Origin of the sequence: Streptococcus oralis SK304 (genome assembly GCF_000287715.1) — a bacterium.
Classification (GTDB): domain Bacteria; phylum Bacillota; class Bacilli; order Lactobacillales; family Streptococcaceae; genus Streptococcus; species Streptococcus oralis_Y.
Window position 1 is genome coordinate 22,837 of the sequence record NZ_ALJN01000008.1, and the last position, 20,051, is coordinate 42,887.

Consider the following 20,051-nt stretch of genomic DNA (forward strand, 5'->3'; position numbering starts at 1 on the left):
TCCTTTTGATAGAAGAAAGAGGCTGGAAAAAGGGTTCCGCCTCTTTTTTACTTTTGCAATTACAAGGTACGAAGCGCATCCTCTAGCGCTGTTTTTTGTTGGGTTTGGGCATCAATCTCTTTGATGATACGAGCTGGAACACCTGCTACTACAACGTTTTCTGGAACATCTTGGGTAACAATAGCTCCTGCTGCAACAACTGAACCACTGCCGATTTGGACTCCTTCAATAACCACTGCATTGGCACCGATAAGAACATTGTCTCCGACACGGACTGGTTCAGCACTAGCTGGCTCAATCACACCCGCCAAAACTGCCCCTGCACCAACGTGGCTATTTTTTCCAACGATAGCACGGCCTCCAAGGATGGCACCCATGTCAATCATGGTTCCAGCACCGATTTCAGCACCGATATTGATAACTGCTCCCATCATGATAACAGCATTGTCACCAATTTCAACTTGGTCACGGATAATCGCACCTGGCTCGATACGAGCGTTGATAGCACGTTTATCTAGCAAAGGAACTGCTGAATTACGAGCATCTTGCTCAACAACATAATCTTGATTCTCTACCAAACCTTCGAGAAGCGGAGCGACGTCCTTCCAGTCCCCGAATAGGACATTCCCTAGTTTGACAACAGAGCTTGGTACAGCAGTTGCGAGTTCTCCCTCAAAGGTTACTTTGACACTGGTTTTCTTTTCAGCATTGGCGATAAATTGGATAATTTCTTGAGCGTTCATTTTTGTAACAGTCATAGGCGCCTCCTGGTTCGTTATAATGATACCTATTCTACCAAAAAAGGCTTCAAATTTGAAGCCTCAACTATCAAATAAACATCTTTACTTGGCTTGTTTTGCTTCTTCCACAGATAAGAAAATCATCGGAACGATAATCAACACCATAGCTAAGGCCAAAAAACCATCCATGACCAATCCTAGAAAAAGAACACTTAATATTGCTGAAGAAAGCGGTTCGCTAGCACTTACCACCGATACAACCAGCGGGGAAACGAGTGACACAGCCTTCATAGATAGGAAGAAGGCAAAAGCGGTGCCAAACACGGCAATCATCAGACAAATCAGCACACTTACTAGATCCACTTGAAAACTTATCCGATAAATGGGGTAAAGGAAATTACTAAAGAGTCCTGCCAGGATCATCCCCCAACCAACAGTCGGAACAAATCCGTAACGCCGTGCAAAACGCTGAGGCAGGATAACATTAAACATGACCCCTACTGCACTGAGCAAACCTGTTACTAGAGCCAAAGGTGTCATGGACAACTGGGACAAATCCCCTTTTGTAGCCATCAAAAAAACACCTAGCATGGCAATCAAAACATAGAAAACAGCTGTAATCGAAGCCTTCTTCTGGTAAATGATTCGATTGTAAAACAGGATAAAAATAGGGCTGATAAATTGCAAAATGGTCGCCGTCGTCGCATTGGAATACTCAACGCAGAGATAAAAGAAAAACTGCACAGAAAAAATACCTAGAATAGCATATGCTAAAAAAGGTAGATAATTTTTCTTATCACGCCAGATATCCAACAAGCGGCTACGCAACTGAAAGGCTGATAAGCCTAAAACCAAACTCCCCGCCACTAGTAAACGCATAGAAGTAATCCATCCAGAAGACACTGGATAATGAGTGAAAAAATACTCTCCTAAAATCCCACAGATCCCCCAGATTAAGCCTGAGAGTAGCGAGTATACTGTTCCCTTAACAATCTTTTTCTGATAATGATTCATAATCCTATTGTAACACGAAACTAACAAAGAAAAAAGTAGCAACAAGGGGAAATTACTAACCTTGCTGCTACTCTATCTTAGCGATTAAACAGACGTGAACGTCCTGAAGAGCCACTCTGAGTATTTCCACTCGAACTTGTTGTTCCCGAACTGCTACTTGAGCTTGGAGGAGTTACTGCAGGAATGCTTCCTAGAATATTCTTCCATGCGTTCAGATAATCTGCATCGCTTCCTCCAATAGCAAAGCGATAGGTGGTCACTGGGGCACCTTCTTTAGTAGCCCAGTAACTTGTTACGGTAGAACCGGAAACGTTAACTTCTTTGCCATTAATTGAAACCTTGCCCGGTTTCTCCCCTGTCGACTTGAGAACTTGTGACTTGGTCACACTTGAGTCGAGATTAAAGCGCTCATTCCCCCAAATGCCAGGTTTTGCTTGTTGAATGGCATTAACCAAGTGAGCCATATAGTTGGCATTGCGGTAGTGGCCTGCTCCTTTAGCTAGTGGGCGGTTGTCATCGTGACCTAGCCAGCCACCCAAGGTCAAGCGAGGCGTAGAAAGCATAAGCCACATGTTTTCATCTTCATTGGTTGTACCAGTTTTTCCAATCCAGTCGGCGCTAGCGAGGCTTGGATTGATGGTAGCCAAGTCTGTCTGGAAACTTGAGGTAATCCGAGATGAAATAACATCGCGAAGCAAATTTTGCATGATGGTCGCTGTCGCTTTTGAGTAAACTTGGACAGGTTTATCTTTATGTTCATAAACCACTCGACCATCTGTTGACTCGATCTTCGCAATCATATGTTTCTTATGGTAAACTCCGTTGTTGGCCAAAGTCTGATATCCGTTAGTATGCTGAGCAACTGTAACGTCAATTCCTCCGCCCATCGGTAAACTCTCAATACCATATTCTGGGATTTCGTAACCCATTTTTTCCATATAGCCTTTAACATCAACACCCTTCTCTCGAAGTGTACGATAAGTCCAGTAGGCTGGGATATTCCATGAGTAGTTAAGGGCCTCCCCTAACGTCATCATGCCCGTACCAGGACTATTGACATACATGATAGGATTGCCGTTTGAAAAGTTGGTTGGATAGTTTGATAAGATACTTGCACTTCCCATCAGACCTTGGTCAATGGCAATACTGTAAGCCAATATCGGCTTAGTAGTCGAAGCAGGAGAACGTTTTGTGTCGATAGCGTGGTTATTCTGATTTTTTTGATAATTGCGACCACCGACAAACCCAAGAATAGCTCCCGTTTGGTTGTCCATGAGGACATTCCCCACCTCAGGCTGGCCTGTCGAATCATCTAGCAGATAGCCGTAGGTTGCCACCGCATTTTGCATCGCAGCATGAACATTTTTATTAATAGTCGTCGTAATCTTATATCCACCATTTTCAATTTCCTTAGTCGCTAAATCACGATAAGCTTTCTGGATGGATTCATTCTTTTGCTCTTGTACAGAAACATTATCTCTCTGAATCAGATAGTCATACATCCGATCAGTAGCTTCTGCCAAGGTTGCGAAGTAGAGATAGTCACGCGAAGTACCACTGACACTACCAGATGGTAAGAAGTCTTTCTTAAAATCATAATCCTTGTACTTGTCGTAATCTTCCTGACTTAGAGCCCCTGTCCGGTACATATTATAGAGAACATCTCTAGCCCGTTTGATCCCCAGAGCCAAATCCTCCTCACTCTTCATACTACCGTCAGATTCATAAGGGGAGTAACTGATTGGGCTCTGTGGCAATCCTGCAATAAAGGCTGCTTGAGGGACCGTTAAATCCGAAGCTTTAACCCCAAAGATTCCTTCTGCAGCCTGTTGGGCACCTGCAATATTTTGGCCTTTATGATTGCGACCAAAAGGAGCAATATTAAGGTAGGTTGTTAAAATCTCATCCTTACCCATAGCCCGCTCTAAAGCTAGAGCATCAATGATTTCTTTGGCCTTACGAGCTAGAGTGGGAGCATCCCCCACCACTTGCTGCTTGATAACCTGCTGAGTCAAGGTCGAACCACCACTGGATGACCCCAGACCGACAAAAGTTCCCAGGGTCGCACGAATAACGGCCTTAGGCACGACTCCCTTGTGCTCGTTGAAATTCTCGTCCTCTGTCGCAATGATAGCCTTCTTAAGATTGTCTGAGATAGCATCTGAAGCGACTGAAGTGCGCAACAAATCGCCCTCGATCGAGGCAATGGTACTGCCGTCAGAATAAGTGATTTCTGAGATAGAGGCAATATCCTTCACTTGCTTGACCAACTCTTCTGCTTGAGGTACCTGGGCCTTGTCAAATAGAGCGACTCCATAACCCATAGCCACCCCAGCACCAAACAGTCCACCGATAAAACCTAGGATAAAGAGAGTATTAAAAACTATTTTAAACCCACTCAAAACCTTAGCAAAATTAGATCCTGCCCTTCCAACTTTATCAGAAGAGGTCCCCTTTTTACCGGTTTTCTTATTAGCCAGTTTTTCTGCTAGTCTTTTCTTCCATTTTGCAATTCGTTGCATTAGCTGCTGGAAAAAATGCAGCATTTTTGTTTTTAATTCATTAATTCTTTCTTTCATGAATGTCCTCGCTTTCTCTATTATACCATAAAAGGAAAACTTTCAATAAAATAGCCACTTTCTTCCCTATTCTACTAGGCTATTAATCAAGTTTGTGATACAATAGGTAGAAACAATATTTTATAAAGGAGAAAAGACACATGCACATTTTTGATGAGCTAAAAGAGCGTGGTTTGATTTTTCAAACGACTGATGAAGAAGCTTTGCGCAAAGCCCTAGAAGAAGGTCAAGTTTCTTATTATAGTGGCTACGATCCAACTGCTGACAGCCTTCACCTAGGCCACCTTGTCGCAATCTTGACAAGTCGTCGTTTGCAACTAGCAGGTCACAAACCTTATGCGCTCGTTGGCGGTGCAACAGGTCTCATCGGAGATCCGTCCTTCAAAGATGCTGAGCGTAGTCTCCAAACAAAAGACACAGTAGAGGGCTGGGTCAAGTCTATCCAAGGACAACTTTCTCGTTTTCTTGACTTTGAAAATGGGGAAAATAAAGCTGTCATGGTCAACAACTACGACTGGTTTGGCAGCATCAGCTTCATTGACTTCCTCCGTGATGTCGGAAAATACTTCACTGTCAACTACATGATGAGCAAGGAGTCTGTGAAGAAACGGATTGAAACAGGGATTTCTTACACTGAGTTTGCCTACCAAATCATGCAAGGGTATGACTTCTACGTCCTTAACCAAGAGCACAACGTAACGCTACAAATCGGTGGTTCTGACCAGTGGGGCAATATGACAGCTGGTACCGAATTGCTTCGTCGTAAGGCTGACAAGACTGGTCACGTTATCACTGTTCCACTCATCACAGACGCAACTGGTAAGAAATTTGGTAAATCAGAAGGAAACGCAGTCTGGCTCAACCCTGAAAAGACTTCTCCATACGAAATGTACCAATTCTGGATGAACGTGATGGATGCTGACGCTGTTCGCTTCTTGAAAATCTTTACCTTCTTATCACTTGATGAGATTGAAGACATCCGCAAACAATTTGAAGCTGCTCCACACGAACGCTTGGCTCAAAAAGTCCTGGCTCGTGAAGTCGTGACTCTTGTTCACGGAGAAGAAGCTTACAAAGAAGCTCTTAACATAACTGAGCAACTCTTTGCTGGAAACATCAAAAACCTTTCTGTCAAAGAACTCAAACAAGGACTTCGTGGAGTGCCAAACTACCAAGTACAGGCAGACGAAAACCACAATATCGTGGAACTTCTCGTCTCATCTGGTGTGGTCAATTCAAAACGCCAAGCCCGTGAAGACGTTCAAAACGGAGCTATCTACGTCAACGGCGACCGTATCCAAGACCTTGACTATGTCTTGAGCGACGCAGATAAGTTAGAAAACGAACTCACTGTTATCCGCCGCGGGAAGAAGAAATACTTTGTGTTGACTTACTAAATTGTTAAACATTTACCTATAAACAAAGGAGTTACCCTCGAGAAAGGTAACTCCTTTTTGCTGTGAATAGTCCCCATCTATCCCTTAATAGACAGGCTACGCAGGACTATGCGTAAGGTTGTTAGATTATGTAGGATAGAGAGGTTTGAAGGACTGAGCCAATTAAACAAGCCAAAGCCAATCAAACTACTATTTACGACAACGGTATCTTGAATATTCTTCTTGATGAGTGTTTGCAAAGATGATGATAGCCAATCCAACTCTTGGAAGAAATCCAAACGATTATCTAACAATAAGATATCGCTCATCTGCTTAGAAATATCTGCACTCTCATTCATCACCACACCGATATCTGATAGGGTTAGAGCCGCTGAGTCATTCAATCCATCTCCAACCATCAAAATCGTGTGACCTGCTTTCTGCAGTTCCTCTACTAACTCAAATTTCCCATCAGGTTTCAAGTCTGTATAGACCTGATCAAAGGGCAAATCTTTGACTAATTCCTCTGTCCTAACCAAGGTGTCCCCTGTTGCCAGAATCAATTTTTTCCCTTGTGCCTTAAGTTTCTCCAAGGCTGCTTTTGCTTCTTTTCTCAAAGGAGTATGAATGCAGAACATTCCAATCAATTCATTCTGATAAGCCAAGAATAAGAGATTGTAGTGACTCTTGTACTCTTCAATTAAAGCATTTTGTTCTGAACTGATATGAATCTGCTCATCCTGCATCAAGACATAATTCCCAATAAGAACTGGTTGGCCATCTATATGAGATTTGATCCCCTTGCTTGCAATATATTGGAGTTTCCCATGCATTTCCTCATGTTCAATTCCCTCTATCTCAGCTTGCTTGACGATGGCATTAGCAATAGGATGATAAATGTGTTCCTCAAGACAGGCACTGATTCTGAGAATATCTTCCTCACTATAGTCCCCAAAAGGTAACACCTTTTCAACTATAGGATAACTAGTTGTGATTGTTCCCGTCTTATCAAACAAGAAAGTATCAACTTCCAGATATTTCTCCAGAACATCCCCATCCTTAATCACCATTTCACGGTTCAACCCCTCCTTGATAGCTGTCAAATAAGCTACAGGAGTAGAGATTTTCAAAGCGCAGGAGAAATCGACTAATAGGAAAGAAATAGCCTTAGAAAAAGAACCTGTTAATAGGTAAGTTAGCCCAGCCCCCAAGAAATTATATTTGACGACCTTATCCGCCATCTTGATGAAATAGCGTTGTTTCGTTTTCTTGTTTTCTTCAGATTTCTTCATTAACTCAATCAGTTGTAAAATCCGGCTGTTCATCTGATTATCGGTTACACGAATGCGTAACTCTCCAGTTTCTAATACTGTATTTGCACAAACCAAATCAGACTCTCTTTTTTCAACTGGAAAACTCTCTCCCGTCAAGGAACTTTCGTTGACCATACCTAAACCTGAAACTACTTGTCCATCAAACAGAATTTCATTTCCTTGAGATAGGACCAAGACATCTCCTATTTGAACATCGGAACTCTTGATACTAACAACCGTATCGCCCTGTACTAAGAATACGTCGCTCTCTTTTGCAAGAAGGCTTTGTTCTAAATCTGTTGCAGTTTTTTTCAAAGACCACTGATCTAAATGATTCCCCAAATCAAGCATAAACATGATATTGCTAGCTGTCTTGGATTGGTTCATAAACAAGGACAATAAAATCGCCGAACAGTCCAAGACTTCCATCGTTAGTTCCTTACGCGCTAGTGTTTGATAGGCTTCTCTAATATAACCCAAAGCCTGATAACAAGTCCATATATAGCGAATAGGATACGGCACAAAACTACGAAAAAGTACACGCTTAATCGCTGCACCTGAAACAATAGAATAAGCACTCTCTTCTCTACGAATGGGAAGAGTCATCAACTCAGAAACTTTCCCTTTATCAATTCTTTTTAAAAAGGCTTCTGCATTATCTAATACAGAAAAGCCTTCTTTTATGCGTAGAGTAAAGTGCTGTTGATCCATGTAAAACTGGATAGACTCAATCCCCTTTTCATCTCTCGCCAAGGAACGAAGATAGTCTTGAATATCCAAGGTGAGTGAAAAAGAAGATGATAGTCGGATATGTTGGTATCCTCTATGTAGCACTTTAAAAGACATATTATTCTCCTATAAGGCTATCTAATTGCTCTTCTTTTTTCTCTTGCTCGTACAAATATTTGGCATCTTGCAAGACATCGTCTCCATGTTGTTTCACAATAGAAACAGATGCATCCAATTCGTCTTTCAATTTGTAAGCCTTAGCCAAAGCTTTAGAATAGCCTTTTTTAGCTTCTTTACTTGCCAAGATTTTCAAACCAAGAGTGCCAAATGCTACACCACCCAAAAAGAGTGATGATTTTTTCGCAGCTTTTGCGATGGTTAATACTTCTTTTAACATAGTCGTTTCCTCCTTATCATTATTATATAGCAATTTAGATATAAAAGCAATTCCATTCTATGGATTAAAGAATTGGATTTATTTCTATTGAATCTCATATCTACATACTCCTATACTTGCTTTCGCTTGCCTCTTTTGCTAGACTTAAACTATGAATACAAACCTCAAACCAAAACTCCAGCGCTTCGCTACTGCTAGCGCTTTTGCCTGCCCCATCTGCCAAGAAAATCTGACCTTGGTCGAAACTAGTCTCAAGTGTAGCAATCGCCATTCTTTTGACTTGGCAAAATTCGGCTATGTCAATCTGACTCCTCAAATCAAGCAATCTGCCAACTACGACAAGGAAAACTTTCAAAACCGCCAAGAAATCCTAGAAGCTGGCTTTTATCAGACTATCTTAGAAACCATCTCAGACCTGCTTGCAAGCCTAGAAACTGCCAAAACTATCTTGGATATCGGTTGTGGCGAAGGATTCTACTCTCGTAAACTCCAACAAACACACTCTGACAAGACCTTCTACGCCTTTGATATTTCAAAAGATTCCGTTCAAATCGCTGCCAAGAGCGAACCCAACTGGGCGGTCAACTGGTTTGTCGGTGACCTGGCTCGTCTCCCTATAAAAGACGCCAGCATAGATATCCTGCTTGATATCTTTTCGCCTGCCAACTATGGGGAATTCCGTCGCGTTTTATCCAAAGATGGTATTTTGATCAAGGTCATCCCGACTGAAAATCACCTCAAGGAAATCCGTCAAATGGTGCAGGACCAGCTGACAAAGAAGGATTATTCCAACCAAGATATCAAGGAACATTTCCAGGAACATTTCAGCATCCAATCTAGTCAGATTGCTTCCTTAACAAAACCTATCTCGGCTGAGCAACGCCAAGCCCTGCTTGCCATGACGCCTCTCCTCTTTCACGTTGACCAAACCAAGATTGACTGGAGTCAGTTGACTGAGATTACCATCGAAGCAGAGATTTTAGTTGGGAAAGCAGTGTAAATAAATCTTTCAATAAGACAAAACCCACACCTCCTCTTGAGGTGTGGGTATAAATCGCGATTTTTCAACTGTCTATCCGAAAAGTGGAAAAAATTTTAACCTCTCCATTTATTTTCGATTCGAAATAACAAATTTATCAATAAATAGCAAGTGAAATGAGGCAAGTGATGCCCCATAACAACATCCATGAAAAGAGATTTCTTGATGAGTCAGTGGAAAGGAACTACTATTACCCATATAAAGGCATGACCAAATCACAAATAGTATCCAAAATAAATCAGTCCATTTATATTTTGAAAAATATTTTTTCCACATAAGAACACCTTCTTTCCTGCAATCATATTATAACACTTCGTGTAAGCGGATACAAGAAATGTGAGGTAATCAACTAAGAAGAAGCATGAGGTTGAAAGAGAGTGTTAAACCTTCAATACGTCTATGATTTCTCTCTTTTTAGACCAGATTGATTCAAATCAACATTATTCAAAAAAAGCGAATTTCAATCGAAACTCGCTTTTTTACAAAATGTATTAGTATAAATTTGTATCTTAGTTCAAGTGCCAGATATCTTCGTTGTACTGAGCGATTGTACGGTCAGATGAGAAGAATCCTGCTTTAGAAATGTTAACGATGACTTTATCCAACCATGCGTCACGATCTTCGTAGTCAGCAAGCATTTGCTCTTTGACTTTGATGTAGTCTTCCAAGTCAAGGAGAGTCATGAACCAGTCTTTGTTAATCAATTCGTTGTAAAGACGTTCCAAGCGTTCTTTCTTGCCTACTGCAAGAACAGCGTCACTCACGATGAAGTCAACCAAAGGTTTGATAGCTTCACGAGCATAGAATTCGCTTGATTTGTAAGCTGCTTTTGCGTAAAGGTCGATAACAGTTTCTGAATCTTCACCAAAGATATAGATGTTTTCGTCACCAACCAACTCAGCGATTTCCACGTTAGCACCGTCCATAGTACCAAGAGTCAAAGCACCGTTCAACATGAATTTCATGTTACCAGTACCTGAAGCTTCTTTAGAAGCAAGTGAGATTTGTTCTGAGATATCACATGCTGGGATAAGGAAGCTTGCTGCAGTAACGTTGTAGTTTTCAACCATAACCACTTGCAAGTGTGGAGCTACTTCTGGATCATTTGCAATCACTTCTGACAAGCAAAGGATCAAGTGAATGATGTCTTGGGCGATTGTGTAGGCAGGAGCTGCTTTACCACCAAAGAAGACTGTGATTGGACGAGCAGGGATGTTACCAGCCTTGATATCAAGGTATTTGTGGATGACATACAAAGCGTTCATTTGTTGGCGTTTGTACTCGTGAAGACGTTTGATTTGGATATCAAAGATAGAGTTTGTATTGATTTCCACACCTTGGTGATCTTTCAAGTGACGAGCCAATTTACGTTTGTTGTGAGCCTTGATACTTTCCAATTTTTCTTTGACAGCTGCTTTGTCTTCGTAAGACAAGAGTTTTTCAAGCTCATCTGCTTCATGGTGCCATCCCTCTCCAATAATCTCATCCAAGTAGTGAGATAGTCTTGGGTTGGCATGCATGAGCCAACGACGGAATGTGATACCGTTTGTTTTGTTGTTGAATTTTTCTGGGTAGATGTCGTAGAAAGCTTTCAACTCTGAGTTCTTCAAGATCTCAGTGTGGAGTGCTGCTACCCCGTTAACACTGTATCCGTAGTGAATATCCATGTGAGCCATGTGTACACGGTCGTTTTCATCAATGATTTGAACAGCTGGGTCTTTGTATTCTGCTTTCACACGACGGTCCAATTCTTTGATGATTGGTACCAAGTGAGGAACCACTTCTTGCAAGAATTCAAGAGGCCATTTTTCAAGGGCTTCAGCAAGGATTGTGTGGTTCGTGTAGGCAGTCATGCTACGAACGATAGAGATTGCTTCGTCAAGTTCGATACCACGTGCAGTCAAAAGACGAATCAATTCAGGGATCACCATTGATGGGTGAGTATCGTTGATTTGTACAACTGCGTAGTCCGCAAGGTCATGCAAGTTGCTTCCTTTTTCGATCGCTTCGTCAATGATCAATTGCGCACCGTTTGAAACCATGAAGTATTGTTGGAAGATACGGAGCAATTCACCTTTCTTGTCGCTATCGTCTGGGTAAAGGAAGAGAGTCAAGTTGCGAGCGATATCTGTCTTGTCAAAGTTGATGCCATCTTCGATGATAGAAGAATCAACTGAATCCAAGTCAAACAAACGCAAGCGGTTTTTAGTAGCTGTCTTGTAACCAGGTACATCGATATCGTAAAGGGTAGATGTCAATGTGAAGTGTGCAAATGGCACTTGGTAACTACGGCTTGAGCGTACCAACCAGTTTTGCTCTGTCAACCAAGCATTAGGAATCGTTTCTTGTTGGTTGTTTTTAAGAACTTGTTGGAAAAGACCAAAGTGATAGTTCAATCCAACACCGTCACCATTCAAACCAAGTGTAGCGATTGAGTCGATAAAGCAGGCTGCCAAACGTCCCAAACCACCGTTACCAAGTGATGGTTCCAATTCTACTTCTTCAATTTCGATCAACTCTTTACCTGCAGCAGCAAGTTCTTTCTTCACATCGTCATAAAGACCAAGGTTAATCAAGTTGTTTGACAAGAGTTTACCGATCAAGAACTCAGCTGAGATGTAGTAAACTTTTTTCTTACCAGTGTTGACTGGTTTTTGACTGCTAGCAAGCTTGCTGTAGTTGAGAAGAGCAAGGTAAAGCTCTTCATTGCTACATTCTGCAATGGTTTTATTGCAACGTTTTTGTACAAATTCTTTTAATGGTAACATTTTTGTGTCTCCTGATATTGTCTTATTTCTTTAATTCTACCAAATTTTCATTAATTCGGCGATAAATTGTAGTCAAGTCAAGCAAAGTTTCTTCAACAGCTGGTGTGAGTTGGTCTGCTGTCATACGCCATGACCAATTTCCGCCAAGAGTAGATGGGAAGTTCATGCGAGCCGCCTCATCTAGTTCTAGCAAATCTTGCATAGTTGCAATTGCCATGAAGCTAACAGATGAAAATACTGTGCGAAGCATTGCGTGTGGCACTGTTTCGTACTCTTTACGGTTCGTGTAGCGCGCCATGTACTCGCGAGTTGGATCGTCGATCTCATTACGGTACCAACCAAGGACCGTATTGTTATCATGTGTTCCTGTGTACATAACTGAGTTAGCTGGTGCCAAGTGTGGGCTATCGATACTTTCGTCTTCTGGATTGAAGGCAAATTGAAGAATCTTCATTCCTGGGAATCCAGTGCGTTCACGCAACTCGATGACTTCATCTGTCATGAAACCAAGGTCTTCTGCGATGATGTTTAGCTCACCAAGCTCTTCCTTAACGGCTGCGAAGAGTTTGTAGCCTGGACCTTTCACCCATTTACCAGGTGCTGCTGTATCGAAACCAGCAGGAATCTCCCAGTAAGATTCGAAACCGCGGAAGTGGTCGATACGAACGATATCGTAGATTTTGAAGCTTTCGCGCAAGCGTTCAATCCACCATTTGTAACCGTCTTTGTCCATTGCTTCCCAGTCATAGATTGGGTTCCCCCAAAGCTGACCAGTGGCAGAAAACTCATCTGGTGGACATCCTGCGATGCAGGTTGCTTTACCAGTGGCATCTGTCTTGAAGAGATGTGGATTTGCCCACATGTCGCTTGAATCTTCCGCAACATAGATTGGCATGTCTCCAACGATTTCGATGTGGTTGTCGTTAGCGTAGGCTTTCAATTTCAACCATTGTTGGAAGAAGAAGTATTGAGTCACACGGTGGTAAACCAACTTGTCTGCCAATTTCTCACGGTAGCTTTCAAGTGCTGAAGCTTTACGAGCACGAGCATCTGCATCTGGCCATTCTGTCCAAGCAAGATTGTCAAAATGCTCTTTGATAGCCATATATTCTGCGAAGAGTTCGAGCCATGATTGGTTGTCTTGAGCAAACTTCTCAAAATCTTTGACATCACCCACTTCCAAGAAGCGTTTCACTGCTTTTTCTAAAAGTGGACGACGTGCGTAATAAATTTTCGCATAGTCAACTTCAGATGCATCGCTACCAAAGTCAACACCTTTAAGGTCACTGGCTTCGAGCAAGCCCTGCTCTACCAAGATATCAAGGTCGATAAAATGCGTATTCCCAGCAAAGGCTGAGAATGATTGGTATGGAGAATCTCCATAGCTTGTTGTCCCAAGAGGGAGGATTTGCCAGTAACGTTGCTTCGTACGAACCAAGAAATCGACGAAATCATAGGCAGTCTGCCCAAATGATCCAATCCCGTATGCTCCTGGCAGAGAAGAGATGTGCATCAACACACCACTTTGACGTTTTTTCATAATAGCACCTCATGTGTTTGTTATAAAACGTTGCGCAATTAAGGCGCAAACGTTTGCGTTAATTTAAGTATAACGCATTTCAAAAACAAATGCAAGCGTTTTTAAAAATTTTTTTGAATTATTTTTATCTAACTAAAACTTATTCCCACTGATATTTTATGAAATAAGCGAAAAAATTTTAAAGATTTTCTGATTTAAGATAATTCATTCCCAATATCTGCTCTATTTTCTGAAAAACTGAGCCGAATTTACGCAATCGTTTTCCTAATACATTTTCAATTCAAGAGAAACAAAGATTTAATGTTTTTTCCTATATAAAGGCATTGACAAATGTTTGAAACCTTAAAATTTTTTTAAAAAACTTTTTAAAAACGCTTGCAACCGTTTTCTATTTGTGCTATACTAAGCTCATAAAAGAAAACGTTTGCGTTTTCTAAATAAATTATACTGTTATTCTTTAGGAGGAATACACTATGTCATCTAAATTCATGAAGAGCGCTGCTGTGCTCGGAACTGCTACTCTCGCTAGCTTGCTCTTGGTGGCTTGCGGAAGCAAAACTGCTGACAAAGCAGCTGATACTAGCTCTTCAGAAGCGAAAGAAATCACTTTCTACGTTGAAGACCAATATAAAGCCTTTGCTGAATCAGCTGCAAAAGCTTATGAAAAAGAATCTGGCGTAAAAGTTACTATCAAAACAGGAGATCAAATGGGTGGTCTTGATAACCTTTCTCTAGACAACCAATCTGGTAAAGCTCCTGATGTTATGATGGCTCCATACGACCGTGTAGGTAGCCTTGGTACTGACGGACAACTTTCAGAAGTAACTCTTAGTGATGGTGCGAAGACAGACGATAAAACAAAATCACTTGTAACTGTTGGTGGTAAAGTCTATGGTGCTCCAGCTGTCATCGAATCACTCGTTTTGTACTATAACAAAGATTTGCTTAAGGAAGCTCCTAAAACATTTGCTGATTTGGAAAACCTTGCTAAAGACAGCAAATACGCTTTCGCTGGTGAAGATGGCAAAACTACTGCCTTCCTAGCTGACTGGACAAACTTCTACTACGCATACGGACTTCTTGCTGGTAATGGCGGTTATGTATTTGGTCAAAACGGTAAAGATCCTAAAGATATCGGACTTGCAAACGACGGGGCAATCAAAGGTATCGAATATGCTAAATCTTGGTACGAAAAATGGCCTAAAGGTATGCAAGATACTGAAGGGGCTCCAAACTTAATCCAAACTCAATTCCAAGAAGGTAAAACAGCTGCTATCATCGATGGTCCTTGGAAAGCTCAAGCATTCAAAGATGCTAAAGTAAACTACGGTGTTGCGACTATCCCAACTCTTCCAAACGGTAAAAACTACGAAACATTTGGCGGTGGTAAAGCTTGGGTTATCCCAGCAAGCACTAAGAACCTTGAAGGCGCTCAAAAATTTGTAGATTTCCTAGTTTCAACTGAACAACAAAAAGCGTTCTACGATGTAACAAACGAAATCCCAGCTAATACTGAAGCTCGTACTTATGCTGAAGGCAAAAAAGATGAGTTGACAACAGCCGTGATTGAACAGTTCAAGAACGCTCAACCAATGCCAAACATCTCTCAAATGTCAGCTGTTTGGGACCCAGCTAAAACAATGCTCTTTGAAGCTGTAAGTGGTACGAAAGATGCGAAAACAGCTGCTAACGATGCTGTAACATTGATTAAGGACACAATCAAACAAAAATTTGGTGAATAATTGATTTGTTCAAGGGGGGTGGAAGCAAAATCCCCCTTTGAATTTATAGATACGCCTATTATTATACGTACGTATCTTACGATTGAATCCGAGTTTTATCTCGCATCCTATGAAAGGAGTAATCATGGAAAAACAACAGCCTCGCAAAGCAGCCTTGCTGTCAATCATTCCTGGTTTAGGACAAATTTATAACAAACAAAAAGCGAAAGGATTTATTTTCCTTGGTGTTACTGTCTTATTTGTTCTGTATTTTCTAACACTTGCAACCCCTGAATTGAGCAATTTGGTCACTCTTGGTGACAAACCTGGTCGTGACAATTCACTTTTCATGCTGATTCGTGGTGCTTTCCATTCTATCTTTGTTGTCGTTTACTTGCTCTTTTATATCTTTAATATCAAGGACGCACATACAACTGCTAAACGTATCAACAACGGGATTCCTGTAGCTCGTACCTTTAAGGATATGATTAAAGGTATTTATGAGAATGGATTCCCATACCTTTTGATCATCCCATCGTATGTAGCGATGACATTTGCGATTATCTTTCCAGTTATCGTAACCTTGATGATTGCCTTTACCAACTATGACTTCCAACATTTACCACCAAATAAATTGTTGGACTGGGTTGGTTTGACGAACTTCACAAACATCTGGAGCTTGAGTACCTTCCGTTCAGCCTTTGGTTCCGTTCTTTCTTGGACCATTATCTGGGCTTTAGCTGCTTCTACTTTGCAGATTGTTATTGGTATCTTTACAGCAATCATTGCCAACCAACCATTTATCAAAGGAAAACGTATCTTTGGTGTTATTTTCCTTCTTCCTTGGGCAGTTCCAGCCTTCATCACTATCTTGACGTTCTCAAATATGTTTAATGATAGTGTTGGTGCCATCAACACCCAAGTCTTGCCTCTCTTGTCTAAGGTTCTTCCTTTCCTAGATGGAGCGCTTATCCCTTGGAAAACAGATCCAACTTGGACTAAGATTGCCTTGATTATGATGCAAGGTTGGCTAGGATTCCCATACATCTACGTTTTGACCTTGGGTATCTTGCAGTCTATTCCTAACGACCTCTACGAAGCGGCTTATATCGATGGTGCCAATGCTTGGCAAAAATTCCGTAACATCACTTTCCCTATGATTTTAGCTGTTGCAGCCCCAACATTGATTAGCCAATACACCTTCAACTTTAACAACTTCTCTATCATGTATCTCTTTAATGGTGGAGGTCCTGGTACTGTCGGAGGTGGAGCCGGTTCAACTGATATCTTGATTTCATGGATTTACCGTTTGACAACAGGTACATCTCCTCAATACTCTATGGCGGCAGCTGTTACCTTGATTATCTCAATCATTGTCATCTCTATCTCTATGATCGCATTCAAGAAACTACACGCATTTGATATGGAGGACGTCTAAGATGAATAACTCAATCAAACTCAAACGTAGACTGACTCAAACCCTCACTTACCTCTACTTGATAGGCCTATCAATTGTCATTATCTATCCACTTTTGATTACCATCATGTCAGCCTTTAAAGCAGGTAACGTCGCAGCCTTTAAACTCGATACTAACATCGACTTCAATTTTGATAACTTTAAAGGACTCTTTACTGAAACCTTGTACGGTACTTGGTACCTCAATACCTTGATCATCGCCTTGATTACCATGGTTGTTCAAACAAGTATCATCGTCCTTGCTGGTTATGCTTACAGCCGTTACAACTTCTTGGCTCGTAAGCAAAGTTTGGTCTTCTTCTTAATCATCCAAATGGTACCAACCATGGCCGCCTTGACTGCCTTCTTCGTTATGGCACTTATGTTGAACGCCCTTAACCATAGCTGGTTCCTCATCTTCCTCTACGTCGGTGGAGGTATTCCGATGAATGCTTGGCTCATGAAAGGTTACTTTGATACCGTGCCAATGTCTCTTGACGAATCTGCAAAACTAGATGGTGCAGGACACTTCCGTCGCTTCTGGCAAATTGTCCTTCCACTCGTTCGCCCAATGGTAGCTGTACAAGCCCTCTGGGCCTTCATGGGACCTTTCGGGGATTACATCCTCTCTAGTTTCTTACTTCGTGAGAAAGAATACTTTACTGTTGCCGTTGGTCTCCAAACCTTCGTTAGCAATGTGAAAAACATGAAGATCGCCTACTTCTCAGCAGGTGCCATCCTCATCGCCCTTCCAATCTGTATTCTCTTCTTCTTCCTACAAAAGAACTTTGTTTCAGGACTTACAAGTGGTGGCGACAAGGGATAATCTATCCCCGCCACCCTTTTTCATTTTATACTCTTCGAAAATCTCTTCAAACCACGTCAGCTTTATCTCCAACCTCAAAGCTGTGCTTTGAGCAACCTGCGACTAGCTTCCTAGTTTGCTCTTTGATTTTCATTGAGTATTAGAAATTGTTACTGTAAGTAATATTCTTGCAACAAGCAATTTATCTCCTAGACTTGAAATAAAGCACATTTCTCTATATAATAATACTCATATAGAAAACACTTTTAGAAAGATGCCTATGCTTCCATATCCATTCTCGTATTTCTCTAGTATCTGGGGATTTCGTAAGCCCCTATCAAAACGTTTCGGCCTCAACTGGTTTCAGCTTCTCTTTACGAGCATTTTCCTCATCAGTTTGTCTATGGTTCCGATTGCCATTCAAAACAGCTCACAGGAAACGTATCCACTGGATACCTTTATCGATAATGTCTACACTCCACTGACAGATGAAGCCATCATGGACTTGTCAGAGAATGCACAAATCGTTGATGGAAAACTGAACTACTCAGGCACTAAGAATCAGCAGCCTTCTCTTTTGATTGGCCCGAGCCAAAACAAAGAATTGCCAAAGGGCTTGCAACTTCATTTTGATACGGAAGAACTCGTCATCAGTAAGGAAAGTAAGGAACTGACTCGCATTCGCTACCACGCGATTCAAACGGAGAGTTTCCAGAGTAAGGAAGATCTAACCCAGGCCATTTCTAAAGATTGGTACCAACAAAATCGGGTCTATATCAGTCTCTTTCTCGTTCTTGGTGCAAGCTTCCTCTTTGGATTGAATTTCTTTATTGTCTCTCTTGGAGCTAGTCTCCTCCTTTATATCACCAAAAAATCACGCCTCTTTTCATTTAGGACTTTTAAAGAGTGCTACCACTTTATCTTGAACTGTTTAGGATTACCCACTCTGATTACGCTTATTTTGGGGCTTTTTGGCCAAAATATGACAACGCTTATCACTGTACAAAACATTCTTTTTGTTCTTTATCTGGTCACTATTTTTTACAAGACACATTTCCGTGATCCAGATTATCATAAATAGGAGATTTTTATGCCCGTGACGATTAAAGATGTGGCTAAAGCAGCAGGTGTCTCACCTTCCACTGTTACCCGCGTCATTCAAAATAAATCAACGATTAGTGATGAAACCAAAAAACGAGTTCGCAAGGCGATGAAGGAGCTCAACTACCATCCCAATCTCAATGCTCGTAGCTTGGTAAGTAGCTATACTCAGGTTATCGGCCTGGTGCTCCCTGACGACTCGGATGCCTTTTACCAAAATCCTTTCTTCCCATCTGTTCTACGAGGGATCGCCCAAGTGGCATCTGAGAACCACTATGCTATCCAAATTGCAACGGGGAAAGATGCAAAAGAGCGGCTCAAAGCTATTTCCCAGATGGTCTATGGTAAGCGTGTTGACGGTTTGATTTTCCTCTACGCTGAAGAAGAAGATCCTCTGGTCAAGCTAGTAGCCGATGAGCAGTTCCCTTTCCTCATTCTCGGAAAATCTACTTCACCCTTTATCCCTCTTGTTGATAATGATAATGTACAAGCTGGCTTTGATGCGACAGAGTATTTCATCAAAAAAGGATGCAAACGAATTGCCTTCATCGGGGGTACAAAGCGACTCTTCGTAACGCAAGATCGTCTAACTGGCTATGAGTCTGCACTCAAACAACACCAACTTCCGATTGATACCAACTTAACCTACTTTGCGACCGAATTTTTAGAAGAAAAAGGTTATCAGTTCAGTGAACTCCTGTTCAATCACGATCCGCAGATTGATGCTATCATCACAACCGATAGTCTGCTAGCAGAAGGAGTTTGTGACTACATCAGTAAGCATCAGTTAACTGTTCCTGTCTTGAGCTTCGACTCTGTCAATCCTCGACTTGACCTTGTAGCCTATGTCGATATCAATAGCCTGGAACTTGGGCGCGTTTCCTTTGAAACCATTCTCCAGATCATCAACGATGCTAAAAACAATAAACAGATTTGTTACCGTCAGTTGATTGGACACAAAATTATCGAAAAATAAAGACCAGCCTCCAGTGAACTGCACCCCAAAAGTTAGACAGAAAAAATCTAACTTTTGGGGTGTTTTTATTATGAAATTGAGTTATGAAAATAAAGTTCAGATCTATGAACTTAGAAAACAAGGATATAGCTTAGAGAAGCTTTCAAATAAATTTGGGATAAACAATTCTAATCTTAGGTACATGATTAAATGGATTGATCGTTACGGAATAGAGTTCGTCAAAAAAGGAAAAAATCGTTACTATTCCCCTGAATTAAAACAAGAAATGGTTGAGAAAGTTCTGTTGGAAGGACGTTCGCAAAGAAGTGTTAGTCTTGATTATACCCTCCCAAACCAAGGAATGCTTTCAAATTGGCTGGCGCAATACAGGAAAAACGGGTGGTATACTATTGTTGAGAAAACAAGAGGGAGAGTACCTAAAATGGGACGTAAACGGAAGAAAACTTGGGAAGAAATGACAGAACTAGAGCGACTCCAAGAGGAGAATGAACGCTTAC

15 protein-coding genes and 1 pseudogene are annotated in these 20,051 nt (G+C 41.4%); 8 read left to right on the forward strand and 8 right to left on the reverse strand.

Going from position 1 to position 20,051, the window contains the following annotated elements; genetic code table 11:
• Positions 1-59: 59 nt before the first annotated feature.
• The 3 genes from dapD to pbp1b form a co-directional block, all read right to left on the reverse strand.
• Positions 60-758: a 2,3,4,5-tetrahydropyridine-2,6-dicarboxylate N-acetyltransferase gene (gene dapD, locus HMPREF1125_RS05265; RefSeq protein WP_000219074.1), complete on the reverse strand. Its 699-nt coding sequence runs from the start codon at positions 756-758 to the stop codon at positions 60-62.
• A gap of 84 nt (positions 759-842) precedes the next feature.
• Positions 843-1,754, reverse strand: coding sequence for a DMT family transporter (locus HMPREF1125_RS05270; RefSeq protein ID WP_002882909.1), 912 nt, complete (start codon positions 1,752-1,754; stop codon positions 843-845).
• A gap of 77 nt (positions 1,755-1,831) precedes the next feature.
• On the reverse strand, positions 1,832-4,333 hold the full coding sequence (gene pbp1b, locus HMPREF1125_RS05275; RefSeq protein WP_000664433.1) for a penicillin-binding protein PBP1B: 2,502 nt from the start codon (positions 4,331-4,333) through the stop codon (positions 1,832-1,834).
• Between the two features lie 140 nt (positions 4,334-4,473).
• On the opposite strand from pbp1b, the gene tyrS reads away from it, so the two are divergent.
• A complete protein-coding gene (gene tyrS / locus HMPREF1125_RS05280) occupies positions 4,474-5,730 on the forward strand; it encodes a tyrosine--tRNA ligase (RefSeq protein WP_000546873.1) in 1,257 nt (418 codons plus the stop codon).
• A gap of 77 nt (positions 5,731-5,807) precedes the next feature.
• Here the strand turns inward: tyrS and HMPREF1125_RS05285 are convergent, their stop codons facing one another.
• Positions 5,808-7,868, reverse strand: a complete 2,061-nt coding sequence (locus HMPREF1125_RS05285) for a heavy metal translocating P-type ATPase (RefSeq protein ID WP_000008775.1) — start codon at positions 7,866-7,868, stop codon at positions 5,808-5,810.
• 1 nt (position 7,869) lies between these two features.
• Entirely contained in the window at positions 7,870-8,148 is a 279-nt protein-coding gene (locus HMPREF1125_RS05290; protein ID WP_000910905.1) for a DUF6110 family protein, read from the reverse strand.
• 151 nt (positions 8,149-8,299) lie between these two features.
• On the opposite strand from HMPREF1125_RS05290, the gene HMPREF1125_RS05295 reads away from it, so the two are divergent.
• A complete protein-coding gene (locus tag HMPREF1125_RS05295; protein ID WP_001095541.1) occupies positions 8,300-9,148 on the forward strand; it encodes a putative RNA methyltransferase in 849 nt (282 codons plus the stop codon).
• A gap of 108 nt (positions 9,149-9,256) precedes the next feature.
• Here the strand turns inward: HMPREF1125_RS05295 and HMPREF1125_RS12960 are convergent, their stop codons facing one another.
• The 3 genes from HMPREF1125_RS12960 to malQ all read right to left on the reverse strand — a co-directional run bounded on the left by HMPREF1125_RS12960 (position 9,257) and on the right by malQ (position 13,495).
• Positions 9,257-9,463 (reverse strand): hypothetical protein, encoded by a 207-nt coding sequence (locus HMPREF1125_RS12960; RefSeq protein ID WP_033587430.1) that lies wholly within the window; start codon positions 9,461-9,463, stop codon positions 9,257-9,259.
• Between the two features lie 233 nt (positions 9,464-9,696).
• Positions 9,697-11,955 carry a glycogen/starch/alpha-glucan family phosphorylase gene (glgP, locus tag HMPREF1125_RS05305; RefSeq protein ID WP_000937130.1) on the reverse strand — a complete coding sequence of 753 codons (2,259 nt, stop codon included), beginning with the start codon at positions 11,953-11,955 and terminating at the stop codon, positions 9,697-9,699.
• A gap of 22 nt (positions 11,956-11,977) precedes the next feature.
• Entirely contained in the window at positions 11,978-13,495 is a 1,518-nt protein-coding gene (gene malQ, locus HMPREF1125_RS05310) for a 4-alpha-glucanotransferase (protein WP_000747320.1), read from the reverse strand.
• A 473-nt stretch (positions 13,496-13,968) separates the two neighbouring features.
• On the opposite strand from malQ, the gene HMPREF1125_RS05315 reads away from it, so the two are divergent.
• The 6 genes and pseudogenes from HMPREF1125_RS05315 to HMPREF1125_RS05340 all read left to right on the forward strand — a co-directional run.
• The gene (locus tag HMPREF1125_RS05315; RefSeq protein ID WP_000095459.1) at positions 13,969-15,237 is read left to right on the forward strand and encodes an extracellular solute-binding protein; all 1,269 of its coding nucleotides are present in this window, start codon (positions 13,969-13,971) and stop codon (positions 15,235-15,237) included.
• A 124-nt stretch (positions 15,238-15,361) separates the two neighbouring features.
• Positions 15,362-16,654, forward strand: a complete 1,293-nt coding sequence (locus HMPREF1125_RS05320) for a sugar ABC transporter permease (RefSeq protein ID WP_000414947.1) — start codon at positions 15,362-15,364, stop codon at positions 16,652-16,654.
• Between the two features lies 1 nt (position 16,655).
• Complete coding sequence (locus HMPREF1125_RS05325) at positions 16,656-17,498, forward strand: sugar ABC transporter permease (protein WP_001065641.1); 843 nt, start codon at positions 16,656-16,658, stop codon at positions 17,496-17,498.
• A 259-nt stretch (positions 17,499-17,757) separates the two neighbouring features.
• Entirely contained in the window at positions 17,758-18,558 is an 801-nt protein-coding gene (locus HMPREF1125_RS05330) for a DUF1189 domain-containing protein (protein WP_000938244.1), read from the forward strand.
• A gap of 9 nt (positions 18,559-18,567) precedes the next feature.
• Positions 18,568-19,554 carry a LacI family DNA-binding transcriptional regulator gene (locus HMPREF1125_RS05335; protein ID WP_001145417.1) on the forward strand — a complete coding sequence of 329 codons (987 nt, stop codon included), beginning with the start codon at positions 18,568-18,570 and terminating at the stop codon, positions 19,552-19,554.
• 70 nt (positions 19,555-19,624) lie between these two features.
• A pseudogene (locus HMPREF1125_RS05340) lies at positions 19,625-20,051 on the forward strand (IS3 family transposase); the annotation flags it as partial.

Excerpts from the sequence above, each read along its gene's own strand:
- HMPREF1125_RS05330 (WP_000938244.1), top strand. The coding sequence starts at position 17,758 with ATGCTTCCATATCCATTCTCGTATTTCTCTAGTATCTGGGGATTTCGT.
- HMPREF1125_RS05270 (WP_002882909.1), bottom strand. The coding sequence starts at position 1,754 with ATGAATCATTATCAGAAAAAGATTGTTAAGGGAACAGTATACTCGCTA.
- HMPREF1125_RS05335 (WP_001145417.1), top strand. The coding sequence starts at position 18,568 with ATGCCCGTGACGATTAAAGATGTGGCTAAAGCAGCAGGTGTCTCACCT.
- HMPREF1125_RS12960 (WP_033587430.1), bottom strand. The coding sequence starts at position 9,463 with ATGTGGAAAAAATATTTTTCAAAATATAAATGGACTGATTTATTTTGG.
- HMPREF1125_RS05315 (WP_000095459.1), top strand. The coding sequence starts at position 13,969 with ATGTCATCTAAATTCATGAAGAGCGCTGCTGTGCTCGGAACTGCTACT.
- HMPREF1125_RS05290 (WP_000910905.1), bottom strand. The coding sequence starts at position 8,148 with ATGTTAAAAGAAGTATTAACCATCGCAAAAGCTGCGAAAAAATCATCA.
- malQ (WP_000747320.1), bottom strand. The coding sequence starts at position 13,495 with ATGAAAAAACGTCAAAGTGGTGTGTTGATGCACATCTCTTCTCTGCCA.
- HMPREF1125_RS05320 (WP_000414947.1), top strand. The coding sequence starts at position 15,362 with ATGGAAAAACAACAGCCTCGCAAAGCAGCCTTGCTGTCAATCATTCCT.
- HMPREF1125_RS05295 (WP_001095541.1), top strand. The coding sequence starts at position 8,300 with ATGAATACAAACCTCAAACCAAAACTCCAGCGCTTCGCTACTGCTAGC.
- dapD (WP_000219074.1), bottom strand. The coding sequence starts at position 758 with ATGACTGTTACAAAAATGAACGCTCAAGAAATTATCCAATTTATCGCC.
- tyrS (WP_000546873.1), top strand. The coding sequence starts at position 4,474 with ATGCACATTTTTGATGAGCTAAAAGAGCGTGGTTTGATTTTTCAAACG.
- HMPREF1125_RS05285 (WP_000008775.1), bottom strand. The coding sequence starts at position 7,868 with ATGTCTTTTAAAGTGCTACATAGAGGATACCAACATATCCGACTATCA.
- glgP (WP_000937130.1), bottom strand. The coding sequence starts at position 11,955 with ATGTTACCATTAAAAGAATTTGTACAAAAACGTTGCAATAAAACCATT.
- HMPREF1125_RS05325 (WP_001065641.1), top strand. The coding sequence starts at position 16,656 with ATGAATAACTCAATCAAACTCAAACGTAGACTGACTCAAACCCTCACT.
- pbp1b (WP_000664433.1), bottom strand. The coding sequence starts at position 4,333 with ATGAAAGAAAGAATTAATGAATTAAAAACAAAAATGCTGCATTTTTTC.